The organism is Embleya sp. NPDC059213 (assembly GCF_042754445.1).
In the GTDB taxonomy this organism is placed as follows: domain Bacteria; phylum Actinomycetota; class Actinomycetes; order Streptomycetales; family Streptomycetaceae; genus Embleya.
The window spans coordinates 1-14,338 of the sequence record NZ_JBHZAV010000221.1; the positions used below are offsets into that span (position 1 = coordinate 1).

Genomic DNA, 14,338 nt, shown 5'->3' on the forward strand with positions numbered 1-14,338 from the left:
GGTGTCCACGGATGCTCTTCTCTCGTTCCCGACAACGTATCGTCCCTCGGTGGACGTCACGCAAGCAGGACGCGTTTTCTGAGGAGTCGGAAGCCGGCGCGGCCGAACATTTGGCGTTTGAGCATCTTAAAAGTTACGTGGAATCTGCCTGGGTGATCATGTCTCCCGGGTGCAACCACGGACTTGGGAGATCGCTTGAGCGGCCCGACGGTGTTGGCGGAGAAGTGGCCGGTGCTCGGCCGGCACGAGCAGGCGGCGGCCTGGCTGACGGTCTGGACGGACCTCGGACGCGCACCGCGCACGATCGACGCATACGGCCGGGGACTGGCCGAGTACCTGTTGATGTGCGAGCGGCAGGACGTCGACCCGGCCACCGTGAACCGCGCGCATATCGCGGCCTACGTGCGGGAGTTGAGTTCGCGGCCGCATCGCCGGGGTGCGAACGTGATCTCGATCGACTCGGGAACCGGGTTGTCGAACGCCACACTGCAGCGGTTGGTGCCGGTTCGGCTGTTTTACGACTTCCTTGTGGAGGAGGGACTGCGCGACTCCAATCCGGTCGGGCGCGGCCGTTACACGCCACGCGGAGGATTCGGCGGAAGTCAGCGTGGCCTGGTTCCCCGGCTGGTCAAGCTGCCGTGGATCCCCAGCGAGCAGCAGTGGCTGGACGTTCTGGCGGCCGCCGGAGCCGAGCCGATCCGGAACAAGGTGATGCTTGCGCTGGCCTATGACGCCGCTCTGCGGCGTGAGGAGTTGTGCTCGCTGCGCACCGACGATGTGGATCCGGCTCACCGGACGCTGCGAATACGGGCCGAGACCACGAAGAACCGCATGGAACGCGTGGTGCCCTACTCGGCGACCACGGGGGTGCTGCTGTCGGGCTATCTGGCGCACCGCGCGACGATCAGCCGGGCGCGGGGCCTGTTGTTCCTGTCGGAGTCTCGGCGCAACCACGGCCAGCCGCTGAGCCTGTGGACCTGGTCGAAGGTCGTGCGCCGGATTGCGCTGGCCTCCGGGGTGGAGCGGTTCTCCACGCACACCACCCGGCACCTGTGTCTGACGGACCTGGCACGGATGGGCTGGGAACTGCACGCGATCGCCACGTTCGCAGGCCATCGCTCGACGGAGTCCACGCTCCGGTACATCCACTTGTCCGGCCGGGACCTGGCCGAGAAGCTCCAGCGGGGGATGGACCAGATCCATGCCTGGCGGGTGGAGATGCTGTCCGGTCTGGGCGAGCAGGGACCGGGGGCGATCAAGCCGTGACCGCACTGTCCTCGGCGGCCGTCGGCCAGACAGCCGCGGCTCTCGCATGGTCCTGGCCGCTCAGTCCGGCGAAGTACGACCGCGCGGGCGCGCTCACTGGCCTTGAGCTGTCCACTCTGGAAGAGCTGGGATGGGGTCTTCGCCGGTGGCCGGACCGGTGACGGGATCCGGATCAGGCACAGTGGCGGGCGATCCACCGACTCGTGCGGCCGCTTGCCGACGCTCAAGAGCACCTCGACGTCGCCGAAGGCGTGTTCCACCGCCGCTCGTCGGTCGACGCCGTAGCGCTGCTGCTGCGCGGTTGCGCCACGCAGCGCCGGAGTTTCTGGGTCTGGGACTCGTCGGCCTGGGCCGACGTCCTGGGGACGAGCCGGATCTCGTATCAGAAGGCCTACCCGGGGTGGGCCGACAGCTCCGCCCGCTCCTACGCGATTGCAGCGGCCTATCTGTTCGGGTTCGCCGACTTTGATCGGCTGGGCAACGTCGGCCGCACCGCTGTCGCCCGCAAGGTGTTCGGTCAGGTCCGCGTCGATGAGGCAATCGGCCAGGTCACTGCGGTGCTACACGACTGGGGACAGCGGTCCCCGCAGGTCACCGCCAGAACCGTGGGGCTGCTCAGCCACGCCATGCTGCTCAACCGCAGCCCGCTGCTGGAAGACCTGTCGGCGGAGGTCCTGGACCGGCTGCGGACCAACACCGCGATCCCCTACTCGCTGCGCCAGAACGTCCACAGCATCCACCGGGCGCTGGCGGCGCTCGGGGCGACCAGCCCGCCGCAGCCGCCGGTGCGGCTGACCCCGCCGCCGGTGGAAGGCGTCGCCGAGCCGTGGGTGCAGTGGGTGCAACGTTGGTACGACACCTCCACGCTGGAGGCACGCGGTCGAAAGTCCCGGCGCAATCAGATGCTGCGCATCGGGCGATGGCTGGCCGCCGAGCATCCCGAGGTTCGGCAGCCGGACCAGTGGACGCGGGAGTTGTGCGCCGCCTGGGTGGCCGCTGTCGACCGCATGCGGATCGGCGACTACACCCAGACCACCCTGTCGGTGCGCGACCGGATCGGCGCCCCGTTGATGCCCAGGACCAAGAGCGGCCTGCTCGCCGGAGCCCGACAACTGTTCCACGACGTCCAGGAATGGGGGTGGATCCCTCGCCGGTTCGGCCCGACTCGCGCGCTGGCGACACCCCGGAGCGTCAAGGCGTTGATCGGACCGGATCCTCGCGTGATCGCCGACGACGTCTGGGCCAAGCTGCTGTGGGCGGGCCTGAACGTCGAGCACGGCGATGTCTACGCGCAGCCCGTCGGTCGCCTGCACCCGATCGAGCTACTCCGTGCGCTGGCGCTGACCTGGCTGTTCGGCGGGCTGCGGAGCGATGAGATCGTACGGTTGCGGGTGGGGTGCATCCGCTGGCAGCACGACGACGTACGCGTCTCCGGCACCGATGATGCCGTCCTCGCCAAGGACGCGGTCTGTCTGCTCAACGTCCCGGTGCACAAGACCGGCACCGCGTTCACGAAACCCGTCGACCCGCTGCTCGGCCAGGCCATCGCTGACTGGGAAGCCGTGCGACCCACTCAGCCGGCCGTCCTGGACCGCAAGACCGGCGAACAGGTCCACCTGCTGTTCTCCTACCGCGCGCAAGGCGTCGGCGGACGCTACCTCAACGACCGCATCATCCCTGCGCTATGCGCGAAGGCCGGCGTCCCGACCAGCGACGTCCGCGGCAACATCACCAGCCACCGGGCCCGCTCCACCATCGCCTCCCAGCTCTACAACGCCAAGGAGCCAATGACGCTCTTCGAATTGCAGGCCTGGTTCGGGCACCGATCTCCGGCCGCCACTCAGCACTACGCCAAGATCGCGCCCATCACCCTGGCGAAGGCATACAACGACGCCGGCTACTTCGCCCGCAACATCCGCACCATCGAAGTACTCGTCGACAGGGACGCCGTCACCTCCGGCGCCGCAGCCGCCGGCGAGCCCTGGCAGTACTACGACCTGGGCCATGGGTTCTGCACCTACAGCTTCTTCGAGCAATGCCAGCACCGCATGGCCTGCGCCCGCTGCGACTTCTACACCCCGAAGGCATCCGGTAAGGGGCAACTGCTGGAGGCGAAGGACAATCTGCAGAAGATGCTGGCCAGCATTCCCCTGACCGACGATGAACGAGCCGCAGTAGACGACGGACAGGGCGCGCTTGACCGGCTTCTGGAACGACTCACCGACATTCCGACCCCCGCCGGTCGCACACCCCGCGAAATCGGCGTCCCCGCTACCGCGACCTTGCTACCCGTGGTGGGAACGGGCCCCGACTCCGACGAAGCCGCTCACCGTTGCGGAGGGTGTTCCTCGGTTCGGTGATCCGGTCACAACCGTCGGGTCCACCAGGGCGCGTCCGTCTGATCCAACGGGTTCGGCAGGGTTCGATTGCGAAAGCTCTCGTCCAGTGGGGCGATCAGACGCTCAAGGGCCCGAGCGGATGGGGGCGAGAGCATCGCAAGGACTTCGTCCAGGAGTTCGCGGCTACTTCGGCCGCAGCAGGCGCAGGGGTGAAAGTGCCGTTCGGAAGGGGTGCGAGAGGTGCTTGACCATCCGGACAGGGCTTCCGCCACGGCTCCAGGCCACAGACCGGTCTTCGCCCAGCTCATGGCTGTTCGTATCTCTATCTGGCAGATCTCCTGCTGCACGACTGCCGGAAGGCCAGGGACATGGGACACGATCCGCCAGCAAGGCCGGTGACTCATGGACCGGCGGAGTTCATGGGGCCGCTTATGCGGCATCGGTGTCTTCTTTTGCAGATCAGACGGGTTGAGTGCTGGTCAGGCTAGCAGGGCGTGGTCCCGGAACATGGTCCGCTCAGCTTGACTTTTTTGATTCCACATAATGGTGCCGGTGCGGTTGTTCTACGACTTCCTGATGGAAGAGGGACTGCGGGAGTCCAATCCCGTGGGCCGGGGCCGCTATACGCCGGGCTGCCGCTGGGGCGGGCACCAGCGTGGCCTGGTGCCGCGGCTGACGAAGCTCCCGTGGATCCCGAGCGAACAGCAGTGGTTGACGATCTTGGAGGTCGCGCGGGAGGAGCCGATCCGCAACCGGGTGATGCTCGCCCTGGCCTACGATTCCGCGCTGCGTCGCGAAGAGCTGTGCTCGCTGCGGACCGATGACCTGGACCCGGCTCACCGTACGTTGCGGGTGCGCGCGGAGACGACGAAGAACCGGCTGGAACGAGTGGTGCCGTACTCGGCGTCGACCGGCGTGCTGATGTCGGCCTACCTCGCCCACCGGGCCGCGGTCAGCCGGGCGAGAGGCCCTTTGTTCCTCTCCGAATCGCGGCGCAACTACGGCCAGCCGCTGAGCCTGTGGACGTGGTCGAAGGTGGTACGCCGGATCGCCGTGACGGCCGGCGTCCCGCAGTTCTCCACGCACACCACCCGGCACCTTTGTCTGACCGATCTGGCCCGCATGGGCTGGGAGTTGCACGCGATCGTGTCCTTCGCCGGGCACCGCCACACCGACTCCACGCTTCAGTACATCCATCTGTCCGGCCGGGATCTGGCCGACAAGCTCGCCCGCGGCATGGAGCACATCCACGCGTGGCGAATACAGGCGCTCATCTCCCCGAACGGCACGTCGCCGGAGGTGGCACGGTGAGTACATCTCGGCTGGCCCTGCCCGCGGAGAACGGGCCCGAACGCTGGTCCTGACCGATCGTCCCGGACCACTACGACACCGCTCTCGAGGTCTGGCCCGCCGAGGCCCTGGCAGTGAACGAACTCGGGGTGCGGAATCTGCGCCGGCTCAAGGACCACGATCCGTCCGCTGCCGGGTGGCGGGTGATCCGCCGTCTGCTGGGCCCGCTGGAGGCGGTCAACGCCGCCCTGGACTCGCCGTCCACCCCGCACCGTCGACGCGCCATGCTCGACGTGATCGCCGTGCTGCTGACACGTTGCGCGGAGACCGGCCGGACCTTTTGGGGATGGACTCCGCAGGAGTGGATCCATCTGCTCGGCCGCAACCAGACCGAGTTCCACCAGCACGGCCCGGGCTGGGTCGCCGATGAGGTCCGCCCCTATCTCGCCGCGCACGCCTACCTGCTGGGCTCTTTCAACGAATTCCACCGCCTCGGCAGCTTCCAGCGGCTCACCCTGTCCTGGCGGATCTTCGGACGCGACCGGGTGAACAGCGAGATCGCCCGCATCCGCGCGGTCCTCGCCTCCTGGGGCTACCAACTCGGGCGGGACGACGACACGCTGCTGCCGATGGTGGTCTGCCAGTTGCTTCTCCTCAACCGCAGCCCGCATCTGGAGGATCTTGACGCCTCGCTGTTCGACCGGGTCCGCCGCGAGAAGATGCTGGCCGGCTCACAGCACTACACCCTGCACGCCACGCAGCGGGCGGTTGCCGAACTCGGATTCTGTGATCCTCCCCAGCCCATCACCGGCCGCCACTCGGCACGGGCGACCGGCGGCGCGAAGACGTGGGAACAGTGGGTCGACCGCTGGTACGCCACCTCCACGCTCAGCCTGGGTGTCCGCGGCGCCATGCGCTCCGCCCTTCTCCGGGTGGGCCGGTGGATAGCCGCGGAACAGCCCGACGCCGCGGATCCGAACGACTGGACGCGTCAGCAAGCCCACCCGCCCCGAGGTCCACGGCGACGTCGACGAGCGGTGGCGCGCGGACGAGAACACCATCGCGCTGCTCGGGCTGCTCCGCGCCCACCCGCTCCGATGGGTCAACGACCCGACCGTGGTCGACGCGTCCGAGCACAAGCCCACCCAGCTCGCCTCCGCCACCCGTGCCGGCCTGTCCGTGCCCGACACGTTGTTCACCTGCGACCCCGCCACCGGCCGCGCGTTCGTGGCCGAACACCACGACAGGGTCGTGGTCAAGGCGCTGACCCAGCGGCACACCACGTTCGTCCCCACCACCCGTATCCGGCTCTCGGACGACCTGTCGGGCATCGCCGACACCGTCCACTTCCTCCAGGCCCTGGTCGAGGACCGGCTGTTCGACGCGCGGGTGACCGTGGTTGACGACCAGGTGTTCACCGCCGCGATCAGGACGAACGGCGCGCTCGACTGGCGCCCGCTCCCACCGGACGCGTGCGACCACCGGCCCGTCGAGGCGCCGTCGGAGATCGCGAAGGCGTGCGTGGAGCACGTGCGCGACCTGGGCCTGGCCTACGCGGCGCTGGACTTCGTCGTCACCGAGGACGGCTGGACGTATCTGGAGACCAACTGCGCCGGCGAGTTCGGCTGGATCGAGGCCCTGACCGACCTGCCCATCTCCGCCGCACTCGCCCGTGTCCTCACCGGTGATGCCCTCCACACTCGGCACACGACCCACAGGCGAGTGAGGATATGACGATGCACCCGCTGCTCACCGCCGCCACCCACGCCCTCGGCACCCCCGACGAACCCTGCCCGCTGACCCCGCACCACGCCGACGCCTGGCGGGCCGGCCCCTGGAAGGTCAAGACCGCGACCGGGCCGTCCGCGCGTGCGTTGCTGCTGCACGAGGTGCGCGCCGTCCGGCTGCTGCACACGGGCGGCCTGCACCCCGCGGACGGCCGGTACGGCTACGTCGGCGAAGACCTGTGGACCGCCGTCGAATACCTGCCCGGCATCGACCTGTGGCAATGGTGCGCCCCGGGCCGCGTCACCCGACCCGCCCCGGACTTCGCGCCCCGTCTGCTCGCCGTCGCGCACCGGGCGTTCGCGGCGCTGGAGCGCCTGCACGGCGCAGGGTGGCGCCACGGCGACCTCCAACCCTGGAACATCCTGATCACCCCGGAGGAGCGGGTGGAATTCGTCGACCACGAGTACACCCACCATCCGGACCTGCTGCCGCCGGCGGGCCCGTACCGGGGCGGAATGGACCACGCCACCGTCCCTGATGTCGCCCGCCGACTCCTGAACACCGGCCCCGACGTCCACGTCGAACTCACCCCCGCAGACGAGCGCCAGGCCCTCGCCGCGGCCCTGCGCTGGGCCTGGACCGGCACCACCCCCGCGACCACCCGCGATGTCGGCCCCGGTGTCACCCTCGACGACCTTCTCGAGGACATTGCCACGGGCCGACACCGCATCCCCCTGAACCGGGCACGTCCGTGGCCGGCACCGGCACTCGAGGCCCTCATCGAGAACGCGACAGCCGGGGATCCGGCGCTCCGAAAGTGACTTCGGCCTTCTCCTTGCGTCCCGGCCGTTCCCGTGTTCGTGGACGGGGGAGGTGTCGAGAGCGTGCTCGGGGTTGCGTGGCAGTCTCGATCGCGTCGGCGAGGGCGTGCAGTCGTGCCGCTCGCCTTGGGCGGGACATGTCGTTTCCCCGGTCGATCCGGCAGGACATCGCTCGCCCACGCGCCGGAGCAAGCCGACCTACCGACCTCACAACGCCGAATCCGTCCCGCGCGGTACACCGCGCGCCGGACGGTCGGGTGCCACTCGTTCGGGTGGGTCCGGCGTACGCCGCCGCGGCGTTGGAGAGGATTGGGCCATGGCTGTCATAGGTCCCGGTTTCGACGATCCCGAATACGACGACTACGACCCCGCCTGGAGCACCCAGGACACGCCGTTCCGGCGATGGCTGGTCGACAGACTCGCCGCGACCGGCTCCGACCTTTCCGCCGAGGCCGTCTCCTGTTTCGCCCCCACCAACCGCTACCACGGCCTGAGCCGCGAGAACACGGAACTGCTCGCGATCCTCACCGCCACCACCGTCGACGAGGTGCGGGCCGCACACAAGGACGACCCCGAGGACTGGGCGCGCGAGCAGCGACTGCGGGACCACCCGGACCTCGCCGCCCTCGACGCAGACCTGGACCGCATCCGACACCGCTCCTGACCCCGACCCCGCCCCGCTACGCCGGCCCCGCGGCGCCGACCGGGCCGCCGCCGGAGCTCGTCCGCGTTGAGACGCGGCCTGCTCGGCAGCCCGATCGCACCCGACGCGTCACCGAGCCCGCCGGCCCGGGCGGCTCGCACCGCCTTGTCGTCGTCCAGCCAGGCCAAGGCCGTGCGTACGACTCGAGCCGTCATGGCCACCGACGCCGCGACGGCGAGGAAACCCCGGCCGGGCGCGCCCGCGCGTCACCACCCGACCACGCACCCTTCGCGCACTCTCGATGCACCTTCGATGCACCTTCGACGCAAGGGCCGTGACCCGGGACCGGACGCCCCCACACCGCGCGAGGCAAGGCCTTGCGGTGACGGGGATCGGTGGTGCCTACTGGAAGTCGTCCGCGCTCGGCGTGTGTTGCCGATCGCGGGCTCGATCCGCCGTGGTTCGTCCGCGGGGATCGCCCCCGGTTCCTCGGGGCCGCCGTCGGGCCTTGCCCGAGTCTGTGCCGCGCCCCCGAATTCGTGCCCCCGGGCTGTTGCCCGCCCGCGTCCGCGCGTTCCCTCGGGCGTGGGTCGCCGACCGCCTGGGCCCGAGGACGTTCCATCGGACGTTCCGTAGGCCGATGCATAGGCCGTTCGATCGGCCGCTCTCATCGTCCGAGGCCACGGGGTGCGTACCCGCAGGTGAAGGGGCGTGTGGGGTCGGCCGGTGATGCCCCGAACTGTTTATGGAGAAGTCATGTCCTTCTCCAATCACACCCGCGCGGGGCCTGCACACGGCGGCTCCGCCCGCTCACCCCACCTCGCGGTGTCCCGTCCGCCCTGCCGGATCCCGTCCTCTCCCTGTTCTCGGGTCGTCCGTTCCGGACGGCCCCTTCGTGTTCCTCGCATCCGTTCGTGTTCTCCCGCATTCCCCGAAGGAGTTGATTCCCCATGGCCGGTGACGAAGTGGCGTGGTCGATACGTGACGCGTTGGCTCGGCGGTTGGAGGAGCGCGACCGCCTGATCCTGCGCACCCTGACCACACACCGCCTGCTCACCACACACCAGATCACGGAACTCGCGTTCGGCAGCACGGTCACCGCCCGGCACCGCATGCAGATCCTGCGCGGCCTCAAGGCCGTCGACCGGTTCCGCCCCCGCGCGGACCGCGGCTCCCAACCAGGGCACCTTCCTACTGGCCCCCGCCGGCGCCGCGCTGATGGCCGAGGAGACCGGTGAGGACACCCGACGCGCGGTGCGCCGCGCCCGCCGCGACCGCGCCCTGGCCACCATGCCCCCCACCAAGCTCGCCCACCTGCTCGGCGTCAACGGCCTCCACACCGCCCTCGAGGCCCACGCCCGTACCCACCCCGACACCGGAGTGCTGCGGTGGTCGACCGAACGCGACCTCTTCATCCTGGGCGAGCCCGACGACCCCTACCCCTACCCCCGCCCCGACGCCATCGTCACCTGGCACGAAGCCACCCACCGCGTCACCGCGACCATCGAATACGACACCGGCACCGAACGCCTCCAACGCCTCATCGACAAACTCGCCCTCTACACCAAACTCTTCGCCCCCCACGCGCGACACCTGCGCACCCTGATCCACGTCCACGACGACCCGATCCTGCTGTTCGCCTTCACCACACCCGGCCGCGAGGCATCGGCCCGCACCGCGCTCACCCGCGCCCACCCCGACATTCCCGTCGCCACCGGCGTGTGGAAACAGGGCATGGCTGCCCTTGGGCGCCCGACCACCACGCCTGCGCCTGGCGCAACTCGGCGCGGGCGCACCGGGCGCACCTTCGCCCCTCGAGACCGGGACGACCCGTGCGCCCGGCCGGGCGCGGTCCGATGCGCCGTCGGCGGCCGACGCCTGGTTCGACGCCGACGAATCCGACCCCTACCGCACCGTTCTTGGCACCTGCTTGCGTTGGTGCGCACTCAGAGCCTGGTTCTTAGCTACCGCGGTGGACGCAGAAGAGCTGGTTCTCGGTGGCGTTGGGGTCGCGGTAGGAGGCGATGGCGGGCCCTTCCAGGCTCATATGGTCGGGCAGCCTGGCTGGGGGGTTCCAGCTGGTGCCGTTGAAGCGGCACCAGTACAGTCTCGGGTCGTTTGTCATGCTGCGGTACACGCAGTACAGATGGGCGTTGTGGACGGCCAGGGCAGGCCCCTCCTGGCTCGCTTGGCCGGGCAGCCTGGTGTCGGTGCTCCAGTTGGTGCCGTCGAAGCGGGTCCACCACAAGGCCTGGTCGTAGCCGCCGCCACGGTGCACGCAGTACAGCCGGTCGTTGTAGACGGCCAGGGCTGGGTTGGAGGCGGTCTCGTGCGCTGGGAGCAGCTTGTCGGCGTCCCAGCTGGTGCCGTTGAAGCGGGTTTGCCACAACCTGTTGTTCTTGCTGTCCTTGTAGACGCAGTACAGCATGCCCCGGAAGCTCGCCAGGGCCGGGGCATGGGTGGTCGCGCCGCTCATCCGGGTGTCGGTGCTCCAGCTGGTGCCGTTGAAGCGGGTCCACCACAGGTACTGGTCGTTGCCGGCGCCGCGGTGCACGCAGTACAGCTGGTTGTTGTAGACGGCCAGGCCCGGACCCGTGCTGCTCATGTGGCCGGGCAGGGCGGTGTCGGTACTCCAGCCCTTGCTGCGGTCGGGGTCGGGGTCGTAGACGGTCCACCAGAGCTTGCTGTCCTGGTTCCCGCGGTGCACGCAGTACAGCTTGCGGTTGTACTCCGCCAGCGCGGGAGTGGACGCGGACAGATGGCGGGGGAACTTCTCGTCCTGGTTCCACTCGTGGGAGTCGTTCATGACCGTCCACCACAGCGATGTGTCCGACTTGGGCGCCAGCGAGAGGGGGATGAGCATCAGAGGGGCCACCCAGGGCGAGACCAGCCGGCAGCCGTACTGCGAGCCGATCGCCTGGATGATGGCGGAGCGGATCTTCATGGTGAACTCGATCAGCGGGCCGAGCGGACTGGGCAGAGCCCCGAGGATGTCCCCCAGCCCCTCCATGATCTCGGCGAAGCCTTTGGCAGCCTCGGCGTTGAGGACGATCTCGAAGCCCCACCATTTCAGGACGGGGTAGACCTCCCAGCCGTTGACGTTCAGCTTCCTCTCGGCCTGGCGAGCGGCGTTCCGCCTGGCCTGGGGGAGCCGACCGATCTGCTCCTCGAATTCCTTGCGGGCCGCGTCCAGATACTCCCGGGAGATGCGCTGCGCCTCCTGGTGGGAAACGGCGTACGGCACGGCCTGCCAAGCGGCGAGGGCGTCGGTCTCGGCTCGGGTCAGGGCCTGGCTGGTGCTTTCCTCGGACAAGAGATCACATCCTGTGAGTGGAGGATCCGCCGCGAAACTCGTCAGCGACCCTGAGTATCCGGCCGTGACCCACCAGCGGCAAGGGCGCGCACCCGACCACAGGCTGCCACCCGCACGCCCCGACCGTCCCGGGCCGGTCGGATACCGGTTACCGCGACTTCTCGCAGAGATGCTGTCAGTACATGCCTCGATAAGCCGAGCCTCGACGGCTCGCTAACGCAACCGGCCGTCCGGTTGCTGCTCGCCCCCCGCTCCGCACCGGAGATCCGGTCATCTCACGCTGCCCGCGAACTGGGCTGACCATGTTCGAATCCTGACCTGCGAAGAATCCGGCCGGAGGTTCAGACACAGGCACTCCTCAGGGGCCTTGCCACCACGCCGGGCCGTCCGGTGCGGTGGTGACGGTTCCGGCGAATCAGGACAACAGGGGGTGGTCAAGGGGGCAGTCGCCTTAAACCGTCCTGATCAAGGCGAAAAGGGGGTGTATCTGACCCCCTTGTCCGCTGCCGAGCGTGGCCGGCCGGCCCCTTGACCTGCGTTCGAAGATCGGGACAAGTCCGGCGAACAGACGCAGGACAAGGGGGTGTTCGCCATCCTTCCGGAACGTATCCGCTCGTTCCGGGAGGCCCCGATGTCCACCGACCCCGTCACCCGCACCACCGCATCCACCGACCCTTGGGCCACAGCCGCACCCGAACCGCCGGCCGTGTCCCCGCGGCCGGTCGCACCCGCACCCCCGGCCGCGCCCACGGCCGCACCGCCGGCCGCGTCCACAGCGCCGCCCGCGTCCGCGGTGGGTGTCACCGTGGCGCAGGGCGTGCTCCTGAGTCTGGCGTCGATACGGGTGGCCACCACCACGCAGCTGCACCGGTTCGTGAACCCGCACGCCGCGTCCGCCGACGTCGTGCGCCGTGAGGCGTCCGCCCTGCGCGAGCGGGGCCTGGTCGACGGCGTGCGGGTCGGGAACTCCATGGTCTGGCACCTGACATCCGCCGGCCGCAGCGCGGTGGACGACTCCGGCATGACACCGCCCCGCCCCCACGCGGCGACCGGCCGCAAGGCGTTGGACAGCGCCCTGGTGGACCACGCCCTGGCCGTCACCGCCACCGCCGCCGCGTGCGTGCGTCACGGCCTGGGCCCGGTCACCGACTGGCAGGTCGAGGTCGCCCACCCCTTCGACAAACACAACCCCATCGCCGACGCCGTCGTGACCACGAACACCGGCAGTCATCTGGTCGAGATCGACCGCAAAACCGAATCCATCCCCGTGCTGACGAAAAAGCTCCGGGACTGGACCCGCTGGGCCGCACACCGCGTCCACGTCGGCCCCCGCCACCTCGTCGGCTCCACCCGACCCGCCTGGGACGCCCGCTACACCACCCGCCCCGACCTGTGGCTCGTCCTGGACAACCGACCCACCCAGGACCTGCCCCACATCGCCGCCGAACTGCGCCGGGAACTGTTCAACGCCCGCGCCGTCCACGACGGCCTGCCCATCCGTGTCACCCACCTCCAACGCCTGATCGCTCATGGCCCCCACGCCCGGATCCGGGTCGGAATCTGGTGACCCGAGTCCCGTGAGGAACCCGGACAAGGGGTGGCCGTCGAGGTGCGTACCGGGGTGCGGGCCGGCATGCGCGCCACGGTGCGAACCCCCGACCCGACGCAAGGACGAAAACCGCAGGTCACACCCCTTGTCCGACTCGTCTTCGGAAGACGACAACTCTTCCCTGCCCTGGGGAAGAGTCTTCTTCCTTCCCTTCACCCACCGTTCCGGCCGGGCGCCGAGCCGCAGCCCGGACTTCCCAGCCACGATCCGGCCGCAGATGCGTCGACCTGCAGTCCCACAGCGCGTGGACGACAGCACCACCGCGAATGTCGCCCGGGAGTAGCTCTGTTGGCCGTGACCGCCAGCGGTGGCCGACCGGTCGACTGTCGGACGTGGCCCGCCTTTGACGACGGGTTCAAGGGGGGGCGGCTCCGCCGTCGTGGCGAGTCGACCGAACTCGATGGCACACAGCGGCAGATCAGGCCACGACACCGCGACGGCTCTCCGGCCGAGGTCTTGTGGCCGCCGCTGAACGCGCTGCCGCCGCGCCTGCGCCCGGCGCGGTCTCGGCCTCGTCGGTGGCGTTGCCGGCCGTGGGGCCATCCGCCGACCGCCCCCGTCGTTCGCCGGTCGCGGACGGACGCCGGTGTCGTGCCGGCGCGCCTGCGACCCGCCCGGCGGCCTCGGGGGATGGGCCGACCGGTGCGGCGTGGCCGGCGACGGGGAGACGCCGGACCACCACGACGAGCACAACGACCCACCCACGATCGGGATGCGCCCCTCGGCCGCCGGGACCCGGTGGTGGTCGCCACACCAAACCCCGGGTCCGGCCCGTCGTACGCCGATGGGGCCCGTCGACCGGAGTGCCCGTCAACCGGCGGGTACTCGGGCGCGCAAGACCTTTCACAGCGGCCCCGACGAGGGCGTTCACGCACACCGCCGTCGGTGTTTCGGACCCGGCCGGCGGTGCCTCCCGCCGTGCCCGCCCCGGCCCGAGGTCGTCTACCCCTCGGCGCGTGGCACGTCGTTGTCGGCGTCGAGACCACGACGGAGGCGTTCGGCGCCCTCGCGGTCGCCCGCCTTCCTTCGCATCTCGGCCAGCCGCGTCATTGCGTTGGTGTTTCCGGCGTCGGCGGCTTCGCGGGCCAGGCGTTCGGCGCCGTCGCGGTCCCCTGTCTTTTCCCACAGCCCGGCCAGCTTGGCCAGCGCGAAGGGGTCTCCGCTGTCGGCGGCTTCGCGGTACAGGCGTTCGGCGCCGTCGGGGTCTCCTGCCCTCCCCCGCAGTTCGGCCAGCCACATCAGCGACACCTCGTTTACTCCGGCGTCGGCGACCCGGCCAACGGCTCCGGCGCCGGCGCGCGCGCACGACCCCAGCACCGGCTCCCCCAG

The 14,338-nt window shown here is 69.9% G+C and carries 10 protein-coding genes and 1 pseudogene; 9 read left to right on the forward strand and 2 right to left on the reverse strand.

What is annotated here, in order from left to right; translation table 11 throughout:
- The first annotated feature begins 195 nt into the window (after window positions 1-195).
- From ACFXMF_RS41895 to ACFXMF_RS41930, 8 genes and pseudogenes are all read left to right on the forward strand, one after another.
- A complete protein-coding gene (locus ACFXMF_RS41895) occupies window positions 196-1,266 on the forward strand; it encodes a tyrosine-type recombinase/integrase (RefSeq protein ID WP_379989593.1) in 1,071 nt (356 codons plus the stop codon).
- 203 nt (window positions 1,267-1,469) lie between these two features.
- On the forward strand, window positions 1,470-3,626 hold the full coding sequence (locus tag ACFXMF_RS41900; protein WP_379989592.1) for a tyrosine-type recombinase/integrase: 2,157 nt from the start codon (window positions 1,470-1,472) through the stop codon (window positions 3,624-3,626).
- Between the two features lie 531 nt (window positions 3,627-4,157).
- The gene (locus ACFXMF_RS41905) at window positions 4,158-4,916 is read left to right on the forward strand and encodes a tyrosine-type recombinase/integrase (RefSeq protein ID WP_379989591.1); all 759 of its coding nucleotides are present in this window, start codon (window positions 4,158-4,160) and stop codon (window positions 4,914-4,916) included.
- 1,095 nt (window positions 4,917-6,011) lie between these two features.
- Window positions 6,012-6,629, forward strand: a complete 618-nt coding sequence (locus ACFXMF_RS41910; protein ID WP_379989590.1) for a RimK family alpha-L-glutamate ligase — start codon at window positions 6,012-6,014, stop codon at window positions 6,627-6,629.
- A complete protein-coding gene (locus ACFXMF_RS41915) occupies window positions 6,626-7,444 on the forward strand; it encodes a hypothetical protein (protein WP_380017682.1) in 819 nt (272 codons plus the stop codon). Before ACFXMF_RS41910 ends, ACFXMF_RS41915 begins: the two co-directional genes overlap by 4 nt.
- A 316-nt stretch (window positions 7,445-7,760) precedes the next feature.
- Window positions 7,761-8,108 carry a hypothetical protein gene (locus ACFXMF_RS41920; RefSeq protein WP_379989588.1) on the forward strand — a complete coding sequence of 116 codons (348 nt, stop codon included), beginning with the start codon at window positions 7,761-7,763 and terminating at the stop codon, window positions 8,106-8,108.
- 929 nt (window positions 8,109-9,037) lie between these two features.
- The gene (locus ACFXMF_RS41925; protein WP_379989587.1) at window positions 9,038-9,325 is read left to right on the forward strand and encodes a replication-relaxation family protein; all 288 of its coding nucleotides are present in this window, start codon (window positions 9,038-9,040) and stop codon (window positions 9,323-9,325) included.
- Window positions 9,306-9,611: pseudogene (locus ACFXMF_RS41930) on the forward strand (replication-relaxation family protein); the annotation flags it as partial. The gene ACFXMF_RS41925 and the pseudogene ACFXMF_RS41930, both read left to right, overlap by 20 nt.
- A gap of 436 nt (window positions 9,612-10,047) precedes the next feature.
- Here the strand turns inward: ACFXMF_RS41930 and ACFXMF_RS41935 are convergent.
- Window positions 10,048-11,400, reverse strand: coding sequence for a hypothetical protein (locus tag ACFXMF_RS41935; protein WP_360324658.1), 1,353 nt, complete (start codon window positions 11,398-11,400; stop codon window positions 10,048-10,050).
- Between the two features lie 631 nt (window positions 11,401-12,031).
- Here ACFXMF_RS41935 and ACFXMF_RS41940 point away from each other — a divergent pair.
- Complete coding sequence (locus ACFXMF_RS41940; protein WP_379989586.1) at window positions 12,032-12,967, forward strand: replication-relaxation family protein; 936 nt, start codon at window positions 12,032-12,034, stop codon at window positions 12,965-12,967.
- A gap of 984 nt (window positions 12,968-13,951) precedes the next feature.
- Here the strand turns inward: ACFXMF_RS41940 and ACFXMF_RS41945 are convergent.
- A partial coding sequence (locus tag ACFXMF_RS41945) for a tetratricopeptide repeat protein (protein WP_380021110.1) occupies window positions 13,952-14,338 on the reverse strand: 387 nt, incomplete at its 5' end.

What these genes read in the sequence shown, in the direction of transcription:
- ACFXMF_RS41920 (WP_379989588.1), top strand. Translation starts at nt 7,761, where the DNA reads ATGGCTGTCATAGGTCCCGGTTTCGACGATCCCGAATACGACGACTAC.
- ACFXMF_RS41925 (WP_379989587.1), top strand. Translation starts at nt 9,038, where the DNA reads ATGGCCGGTGACGAAGTGGCGTGGTCGATACGTGACGCGTTGGCTCGG.
- ACFXMF_RS41940 (WP_379989586.1), top strand. Translation starts at nt 12,032, where the DNA reads ATGTCCACCGACCCCGTCACCCGCACCACCGCATCCACCGACCCTTGG.
- ACFXMF_RS41915 (WP_380017682.1), top strand. Translation starts at nt 6,626, where the DNA reads ATGACGATGCACCCGCTGCTCACCGCCGCCACCCACGCCCTCGGCACC.